The sequence below is a fragment of the Treponema sp. R6D11 genome (assembly GCF_054786075.1).
The window spans coordinates 1-344 of sequence record NZ_BDHD01001270.1; the positions used below are offsets into that span (position 1 = coordinate 1).

Below are 344 nucleotides of genomic sequence, written 5' to 3' on the forward strand. Positions count from 1 at the left end.
ACGCATTATTTGATACAGGTCTTTTATTCCAAAAGACTCCATGCCGACGCAAGAAAGTTTTAATTTTAAAAGAAGAAATTGACAGAATAGCCTTTCTTATTGACGATATAACAGCCATTGCGGATATACAAAACAAGGAAATTTTTACCATTGAAAAAAAATCCGATTCAGACGAATTAGCAGAAGGAATCAACGCGTCTTTTAAATGGAATGATAATGACGTATTTGTTCTTGATGTAAACAAAATATTAAACCGTGTTTCGGAGGAATTATTATGATTAAAACATTAATCGTAGACGACAGTCCGCTGGTTCGCTCAATTTTAAGGGACTTTCTTGAAAGCG

Annotated in this window: 1 protein-coding gene; it reads left to right on the top strand. The window is 33.7% G+C overall.

Features of this window, described 5'->3' with window-relative positions:
* The coding region (locus ACYVTD_RS18395) for a chemotaxis protein CheW (RefSeq protein ID WP_461249040.1) at nucleotides 1–278 on the top strand (278 nt) is incomplete at its 5' end.
* Between the last annotated feature and the right edge of the window lie 66 nt (nucleotides 279–344).